The sequence below is a fragment of the uncultured Corynebacterium sp. genome (assembly GCF_945649885.1).
In the GTDB taxonomy this organism is placed as follows: domain Bacteria; phylum Actinomycetota; class Actinomycetes; order Mycobacteriales; family Mycobacteriaceae; genus Corynebacterium.
The window spans coordinates 1-6,296 of sequence record NZ_CALZFS010000145.1 but is presented as its reverse complement, the minus strand read 5'-3'; the positions used below and the strand labels follow the sequence as shown (position 1 = coordinate 6,296).

Sequence of the window (6,296 nt, the reverse complement as noted above, 5' to 3'; positions counted from 1 at the left end):
CCGTTCATCTGATTGTTCTGACCGCGTTCGTTGGCCCCCGACCGGAGGGGGCGGAATGCTGCCACAACAACGGCGACCCTGCCGACAACAGGCTCGAAAACCTCAGGTATGACACCCCCTCGGGCAACCAGATGGATTCGGTGGAGCACGACACGCATCACCACTCACGGAAAACGCACTGTGCAAGGGGGCATGCATTCACGCCGGAAAACACCTATCAGGTCACTAAGGGACGTGCTTGCAAGACCTGCATCAACGAGAACACCCGTAAATACCGAAGCACGCCCGAAGGCAAAGCGAAGCAGAAGGCCTATATGAAGGCGTGGAGAGCGCGAAGGAAGGCGAAAAATGAGTGAGAAACCGACAATATTCGAGGCCCTGAACGGGGTAATGAAGAGCGTTCGAGCCGTAGGGAAAGAAGGTACAAACACGTTTGATGGATACAACTTCAGAGGGATCGACGGAGTCTTAAACCACGTTGGCCCGGCGCTACGGGATCATGGAGTGTTCGCCGTGCCGCGAGTTGAAGAAGCTCAGTTCGGCACCACCACCACTGGTAAGGGGGCGGTGATGTCCACCACGAATGTGAAGATGGTTGTCCGCTGGTACGGGCCTGCAGGTGATTACATCGAATCTGTTACATGGGGTTCCGCGTTTGACAGGGGTGATAAAAGTACAGCGAAAGCTCATTCGGTGGCTTTCCGTACTGCCCTGATTCAGACCTTGTGTCTGCCGACGCAGGAGCCAGATCCTGATGAGTCTTCTTACGAGCAGGGGCAGCGTGATATGAGCGGTGCGGAGCGTGAGAAGTATGTCCAGGACTTCGCGGAGAAGCTGCTGGCAACTGAGAAGTCTGGTGATTTTGACAGTCTGCAGAGTGTGCTGAAGTGGGCGACTCAGCGGGCTGATGGCGAGTTGGTGCGTATGACTCAGCAGACGATCCAGCGGATGCAGCAGTCAGCTCAGCCCACCCCGGTGGTGGATGGTGAGGTGATGCCAGATGGATCTGCCACTTAACCCGGTCAGTCTTGAGCAAGAGCTGTTGGAAACACTCAACTCGGTGAGTAAGTCAATTAAGCCGGTTTCCGATGCGTATGACCAGTGGAAGACCGCAGAGCTTGCTTTCAAGAAAGAGTATGCAATTGCGTACCGGCTGGCAGAGGGCAGCATTGAGGATCGGAAGCAGAAAGCCACGGAGGACACTTTCCCGGCAGCTGATGAGATGAAAGATGCTGAGGTTGAGTACAAGTACATGCTTGATCACCAGCGTGCCTACCGGGATAAATTGAGCGCCCTGCAAACACTGGCGAAGTCGGTCAACGCGGCATATGGGGCGGTGAAGGCATGAGCAGGAAGAAGTCGAAGAACCGTATCCCCAAAGACATTGCAGAGATCGTCCGTGAGCGTGCTGATGGCGCGTGTGAGATGCTGCTGCATCCTCATTGTGTGGGGATGGCGCAGCAGATGCATCATCGTCAGATGCGGTCGCAGGGTGGTGAGCACACGGTAGTGAATCTGATTCATATTTGCGCACCGTGTCATCACTACGTCCATATGCACCCAGCGCGGTCGTATTCGCATGGGTGGCTGGTGAAATCCCATGGTGATCCTGCCCTGGTGACGGTTACTTATCGTGGCCAACCGGTCATCCTCGCCGAGGATGGTCGCACAGAACACTACTTCAAGCCCCGCAATGATGCGGGGCTTTCGTCATAGAAAGAGAGAATCAGCATGGCTGACAAGATCACCCTGGAAAACGTCAAGGTCGGCAAAGACGGCGTCGAATTCAAACGCTCATCTCAGGGCAAGGAGTACGCCCAGTTCACCGCGATGTGGTCGTCCGGGAGGAAGGGGCAGAACGGGCAGCGTGAGTACGGGCCGACGAAGTTTGTGAAGGTCATGGTGTTCGGGTTCAAGGCACCGGATGTGGCAGCGAATGTGCAGGCCGGGGATTTCGTGAATGTGGCCGGCAGTGTGGAGCATTTCGAGTGGCAGTCGAATAACGGGCCGCGTGATGACTGGTCGATCTTCGCGGAGTCGGTGACACTGCCGGTTCCTCGTGCCCAGCAGCAGGGTGGTCAGGGCGGGTGGAACAACCAGCCACAGCAGCCACAGCAGCAGTCTCGTGGTGGTTTTGGTGGTCAGCAGGCACCGGACAATGACCCGTGGAACTCAGCGCCCCAGGGTGGCTTCGGCGGCGACGACGATACGCCTCCCTTTTGATAGGTGACTAATTCGCATTATTCGACACATAGGAGACCGTGTGTCTCACACAACTGCTGCTCGATCTTTGGTGATTGAGGAGCTTAAAGATGAGGGCATCGGCTACAGCATTGCGTTGGTCGATGCCCTCCTTGATTTGTACATCTCACTACTCAGAGAGGGGTGAAAATAGTGTTTGGAAATAGGCTTATTTGTTCGAATAGGTTGTTGTTTACGCAGCTCATAGCGGGTATGATTAGAACAAGAACGGCCCCCGAAAGTGCTGGAAACACTTACCGAGGGCCTGACCACAACAACACTAAGAAGGAGTGTTAGTAATGGCTGACCGTCATTGTATCAATACGCAAGAACTTGAGCATGAAGCACACCGCGAGCAACAGCTGAAAGAAGCTATCGCAGCCGAAAAGCATCAGGTGCAGCGACTTAAAGAGCTTGTAGCGCAGATCGTTGAGGAATGCCCCTCTACATGGCGATATGGAGATGGCGACGGTGGAACCGTCATGAGCTACCTCTATTCGGCTGCTGACCTTAATGGGCTGCGCACTTGCCCTAATCCTCACAACCCCGCGACCGGGGAGGGGACAGGAGTAGAGGAATATACCGTCTATCGCTTCTATGACGCAGCAGGAGATCTTCTCTATGTCGGGGTAAGTAGCAACGCCATCAGGCGATGGGAGCAGCACCAGAGAACCAAGCCTTGGTTCGGAGAGGTGGCGGTCATTACCCGGAGCCTTTTCGAGGATAAAGAGACTGCATATGAAGCCGAAATTCGGGCAATCATTCACGAAACTCCGAAGTACAACATTGTTCACAATGGCTTGGAGGGTAAGTAAATGGCCTACAACCACGAAACTAGCGACGGGGAACGCATCTTCTCGCCACTCTATGCAGACGTATGGGACACCACCCTTAAGAGCCTCAACGGATCTGCCGTAAAGGTCTACATCGCCCTACTGATGCACACCACACAGAAGGACAGAACCTGGTTCATGTCCATTGATGAAATCGCAGAAGACGCCGGAGTCAGTAGGTCAGCGGCTGCGGATGGGAAGAACAAACTCGTTGAAGTAGGGCTGATCCAACAACGCTGGCGATACCGTGATGAAGCTGGCAACTACCATCTAGCGATCAAGCGTCCACCGCCAAGGTTGCAGGGAAAAAACGTTTATACGGTGAAAGTTAAGCCGGTTTCCGTAGATGTTGAAAATCAACAAGAGGGTGCCTATAGAGTCCGAAAATCGGTATCTATAGAGTCCGAAAATCAACACCTTGTAGAGTCCGAAAATCAACATCAGACCATAACCCCTACCCCAGAACCCCCAACAGAACCCCTTTCCCCCTTAGTCCCCCAAGGGGGAGATGATCATCCTTCGGCTGATCGCTTTGAGGAGTTCTGGGAAGTCGTCCCGAAGAAGGTCGGAAAGCAGGCCGCGAAGAAGGCGTGGGTCAAGGCGATCAAGGCCACCGACCCGGACGTGATCATCGCCGGCATGAAGCGATACCGCGATGACCCGAACCGTTCCGATGCTTTCACCAAGAACCCTCAAGGTTGGCTGAACGACGGCAGGTGGGAGGATGACCCACTCCCTGCCCGTGCAGAGTCCCACTCCGGGAGGAAAGCGAACACCGTCGAAAACTGGCTGGGACTCCCCGAAGGAGCACTCGACGGACGTAATCCATTCTCCAGCGATCCTTTTGCAGATCCCTACGCAGACCATGGGGTCATTGACGGCACCGTCATCGAACAGAAGGAACTCTACTGATGGACGAGAAGCAGAAGTACCTCCTTGCCACAGCAGTGATCCGCCGTGGGAAGGACCTTGTCCCTGATCGTTTCCCCCAACCCAACCCGGAGACCATCAAAGCATGGGCCGTGGCCCTGGGGCAGCTCATGGAAACGCTCCCGAATGTAGAGCTCTGGGAGGAAGCGATCACGGTGTGGTCAATGGAGCTGGTGGGGGAGCGTATGGCAACGCCGAAGGAAGTTAAGCAGGCGGTGTATGTGGTGCGTGATCGTTGGGAGGCTGATCCGAGGAAGTCCAGGGTTCTTGCTGAGGCGCGGTTGCGTCGGCAGGAATTACATGATCGGCAGATTTCCGAGGGGACTCGGGGTGATGCGATTGGGTATAAGCGACCAGCTTCGCTACTCCCCATCCCTGAGCGTTCGGAGAGGAATGTTCCCCCGGATGTTCGTTCTAGGTGGCGGGACATTGTAGGCGCGTTCAGAAACGCACCAGATCAGCCAGTACAGGACCAGGAGACATCATTGTGACTATTGACCCATTGGGTATAGCGAAGCGCGTTAAACGTGGCCACTGGGCGCGCCCAGGAAGCAATCAGGCGCGGAAAGGAACACCATGATTGACCGACCCGGTATTTATTCCGGCACTGTCACGATTCACCTGCACCCCACATGGGTCAACAACATGGATGAACTGATTGGCCTGGTGGGGGAGTACGTGAAAGACGCAGATTTTGATACCGACCTGGAGTGGGACGAACCCGGCACTCATGAAGCGCTGCGGGATGCCGCAGTGGAACATCAATACGAAATAGGAGCAGGAAAATGACTGATATTCAGCAGGCCCGCGAATGGGCGGAAAATGGCGCGGTAAAAGTTAATTCCGGCGAGGTGATCGATGAGATAGCTAAGGCCGCGGTCCGTGTGATCCAGTCGCTCCCGGATCACTGGATCGACGCCGACAAGGTGCGGGAGGTGCTAGATATGTGGGCTGGGAACCCTTTCCCCACTTCGGATGAGGTTGCGATCCTCAATGATTTTGAAGCCCTCCTCGCCCCGTCCCTGCCGACCCTTGCGGACATGGCCCCCGAAGAGCGGGAAGCCTGCCGGTGGATGCAGGCTCAGACCTGGTATGAGGTAGGAATTATTGTTTGGGTGGATGAGATGACGGAGATCGCGCAGCTCATCACCCGAGCAAACGGTGTGCTTGAGCGGAAGTTTAAGGATGTTACCCCGTTGCCTGATCTGCCGAAGTTGGAATGGCCCGCGCAGGAACCGCAGCCTGTGGTGAAAACCCTGCACACGGTGGAGGACTACGAAAACGCAGCAATCGGGACAGTGGTTCGCAGGCAAGGAATTCCTTGGCTCGCCGCAACTTTTCACAAATGTGTATATGGGATTTGGAGCTCCACCGCGGCCCATGAGTATCCCTCCTCTGAGATGGCTGGTACTGCCCGCACTGTCCTGTGGGAGCCGAAACCATGACCACAAACGCGCAGAAGGCCCAACTCATTGTTGGTGGGGTGATTGACCGCCTGACCACTGACAAGAGTGGGGTGCCGGTCGCTACCAGGATCACACAGGCCCTTGCTGACGCTGGCCTGCTCATGCCGGACATGCAGGAACCTGCTTATGAAGGCTCCACCACGTGGTATGTGCCCGGCGAACACGAATGGGCGACCGATACCTACAAAGGCAAAGTCATGCTGGAAGTCGACATAGAAGAGGCAGACAACTTTGGCACCTCGACGGTAACTAAGACGTGGTTCATGCAGCGAGATGAGGCACGTACCCTCGCCATGGCTATCCTCGCCGCCTCCAACTACGCAGAACAGGAGCAGAGCAATGAGTGACCGCGTTGAACTGATCGACGGTGACGGCACTGTCATCGGATGGTGTAGGTCAATGTCGCCACCGGGTGATCGTGGCGATCGTGTGGTGGTGCAGTGCGATGAGTGGGTGCCGAATGCCACGGTGGAGGTTGATCACCGGATTGTCCCCGCTGATTCCAACGGTGGCATTTACCAGACCCGCAGGTGGACACGCCACGTCACAGAATGGAAACCGGATGAGTAGGACACGAGCCAGCGCCAAAAAAGCTGGATCTAGCTTTGAGAGGCTGATGGCAGACTACCTCCGCGACGCCCTCGACAACCCGAACATTGACCGCATGGTCAAAAGTGGATCGCTTGACCGCGGTGACATTGCGAATGTGCGAGACAGCCACGGGCGGCTCCTGGCCATCGAAGCGAAGAACACCGCCACGATGAGCCTCCCCCAGTGGGAACGCGAAGCCACCGCCGAAGCCCTCAACTACCGCGCCCACGCCGGG

General features: G+C 55.9%; 13 protein-coding genes. All 13 read left to right on the top strand.

Annotated elements, in window-relative coordinates; translation table 11 throughout:
• Nucleotides 1-356: HNH endonuclease signature motif containing protein (locus Q0M74_RS12500; protein WP_293954964.1), on the top strand; the 356-nt coding region annotated here is incomplete at its 5' end.
• A complete protein-coding gene (locus Q0M74_RS12495) occupies nt 349-1,017 on the top strand; it encodes an ERF family protein (protein WP_293954962.1) in 669 nt (222 codons plus the stop codon). The genes Q0M74_RS12500 and Q0M74_RS12495, both read left to right, overlap by 8 nt.
• Entirely contained in the window at nt 1,001-1,348 is a 348-nt protein-coding gene (locus Q0M74_RS12490; RefSeq protein ID WP_293954961.1) for a hypothetical protein, read from the top strand. Before Q0M74_RS12495 ends, Q0M74_RS12490 begins: the two co-directional genes overlap by 17 nt.
• Entirely contained in the window at nt 1,345-1,716 is a 372-nt protein-coding gene (locus Q0M74_RS12485) for an HNH endonuclease (protein WP_293954959.1), read from the top strand. The genes Q0M74_RS12490 and Q0M74_RS12485 overlap by 4 nt, the downstream gene beginning before the upstream one ends.
• Before the next feature lie 15 nt (nt 1,717-1,731).
• Nucleotides 1,732-2,223, top strand: a complete 492-nt coding sequence (locus tag Q0M74_RS12480) for a single-stranded DNA-binding protein (protein ID WP_293954957.1) — start codon at nt 1,732-1,734, stop codon at nt 2,221-2,223.
• A gap of 317 nt (nt 2,224-2,540) precedes the next feature.
• The gene (locus tag Q0M74_RS12475; RefSeq protein WP_293954955.1) at nt 2,541-3,056 is read left to right on the top strand and encodes a GIY-YIG nuclease family protein; all 516 of its coding nucleotides are present in this window, start codon (nt 2,541-2,543) and stop codon (nt 3,054-3,056) included.
• On the top strand, nt 3,057-3,986 hold the full coding sequence (locus Q0M74_RS12470; RefSeq protein WP_293954953.1) for a helix-turn-helix domain-containing protein: 930 nt from the start codon (nt 3,057-3,059) through the stop codon (nt 3,984-3,986). It begins immediately after the preceding gene.
• Nucleotides 3,986-4,495: a hypothetical protein gene (locus tag Q0M74_RS12465; protein ID WP_293954951.1), complete on the top strand. Its 510-nt coding sequence runs from the start codon at nt 3,986-3,988 to the stop codon at nt 4,493-4,495. The genes Q0M74_RS12470 and Q0M74_RS12465 overlap by 1 nt, the downstream gene beginning before the upstream one ends.
• Nucleotides 4,496-4,580: 85 nt before the next feature.
• Nucleotides 4,581-4,793 (top strand): hypothetical protein, encoded by a 213-nt coding sequence (locus tag Q0M74_RS12460; protein ID WP_293954949.1) that lies wholly within the window; start codon nt 4,581-4,583, stop codon nt 4,791-4,793.
• Nucleotides 4,790-5,449: a hypothetical protein gene (locus Q0M74_RS12455; RefSeq protein WP_293954947.1), complete on the top strand. Its 660-nt coding sequence runs from the start codon at nt 4,790-4,792 to the stop codon at nt 5,447-5,449. The genes Q0M74_RS12460 and Q0M74_RS12455 overlap by 4 nt, the downstream gene beginning before the upstream one ends.
• Entirely contained in the window at nt 5,446-5,817 is a 372-nt protein-coding gene (locus Q0M74_RS12450) for a hypothetical protein (RefSeq protein ID WP_293954945.1), read from the top strand. The genes Q0M74_RS12455 and Q0M74_RS12450 overlap by 4 nt, the downstream gene beginning before the upstream one ends.
• Nucleotides 5,810-6,040 (top strand): hypothetical protein, encoded by a 231-nt coding sequence (locus tag Q0M74_RS12445; RefSeq protein ID WP_293954943.1) that lies wholly within the window; start codon nt 5,810-5,812, stop codon nt 6,038-6,040. Before Q0M74_RS12450 ends, Q0M74_RS12445 begins: the two co-directional genes overlap by 8 nt.
• On the top strand, nt 6,033-6,296 hold a 264-nt coding region (locus Q0M74_RS12440; protein WP_293954941.1), incomplete at its 3' end, for a hypothetical protein. The genes Q0M74_RS12445 and Q0M74_RS12440, both read left to right, overlap by 8 nt.

What these genes read in the sequence shown, in the direction of transcription:
- Q0M74_RS12445 (WP_293954943.1), top strand. Translation starts at nt 5,810, where the DNA reads ATGAGTGACCGCGTTGAACTGATCGACGGTGACGGCACTGTCATCGGA.
- Q0M74_RS12480 (WP_293954957.1), top strand. Translation starts at nt 1,732, where the DNA reads ATGGCTGACAAGATCACCCTGGAAAACGTCAAGGTCGGCAAAGACGGC.
- Q0M74_RS12485 (WP_293954959.1), top strand. Translation starts at nt 1,345, where the DNA reads ATGAGCAGGAAGAAGTCGAAGAACCGTATCCCCAAAGACATTGCAGAG.
- Q0M74_RS12490 (WP_293954961.1), top strand. Translation starts at nt 1,001, where the DNA reads ATGGATCTGCCACTTAACCCGGTCAGTCTTGAGCAAGAGCTGTTGGAA.
- Q0M74_RS12465 (WP_293954951.1), top strand. Translation starts at nt 3,986, where the DNA reads ATGGACGAGAAGCAGAAGTACCTCCTTGCCACAGCAGTGATCCGCCGT.
- Q0M74_RS12455 (WP_293954947.1), top strand. Translation starts at nt 4,790, where the DNA reads ATGACTGATATTCAGCAGGCCCGCGAATGGGCGGAAAATGGCGCGGTA.
- Q0M74_RS12495 (WP_293954962.1), top strand. Translation starts at nt 349, where the DNA reads ATGAGTGAGAAACCGACAATATTCGAGGCCCTGAACGGGGTAATGAAG.
- Q0M74_RS12470 (WP_293954953.1), top strand. Translation starts at nt 3,057, where the DNA reads ATGGCCTACAACCACGAAACTAGCGACGGGGAACGCATCTTCTCGCCA.
- Q0M74_RS12475 (WP_293954955.1), top strand. Translation starts at nt 2,541, where the DNA reads ATGGCTGACCGTCATTGTATCAATACGCAAGAACTTGAGCATGAAGCA.
- Q0M74_RS12450 (WP_293954945.1), top strand. Translation starts at nt 5,446, where the DNA reads ATGACCACAAACGCGCAGAAGGCCCAACTCATTGTTGGTGGGGTGATT.
- Q0M74_RS12460 (WP_293954949.1), top strand. Translation starts at nt 4,581, where the DNA reads ATGATTGACCGACCCGGTATTTATTCCGGCACTGTCACGATTCACCTG.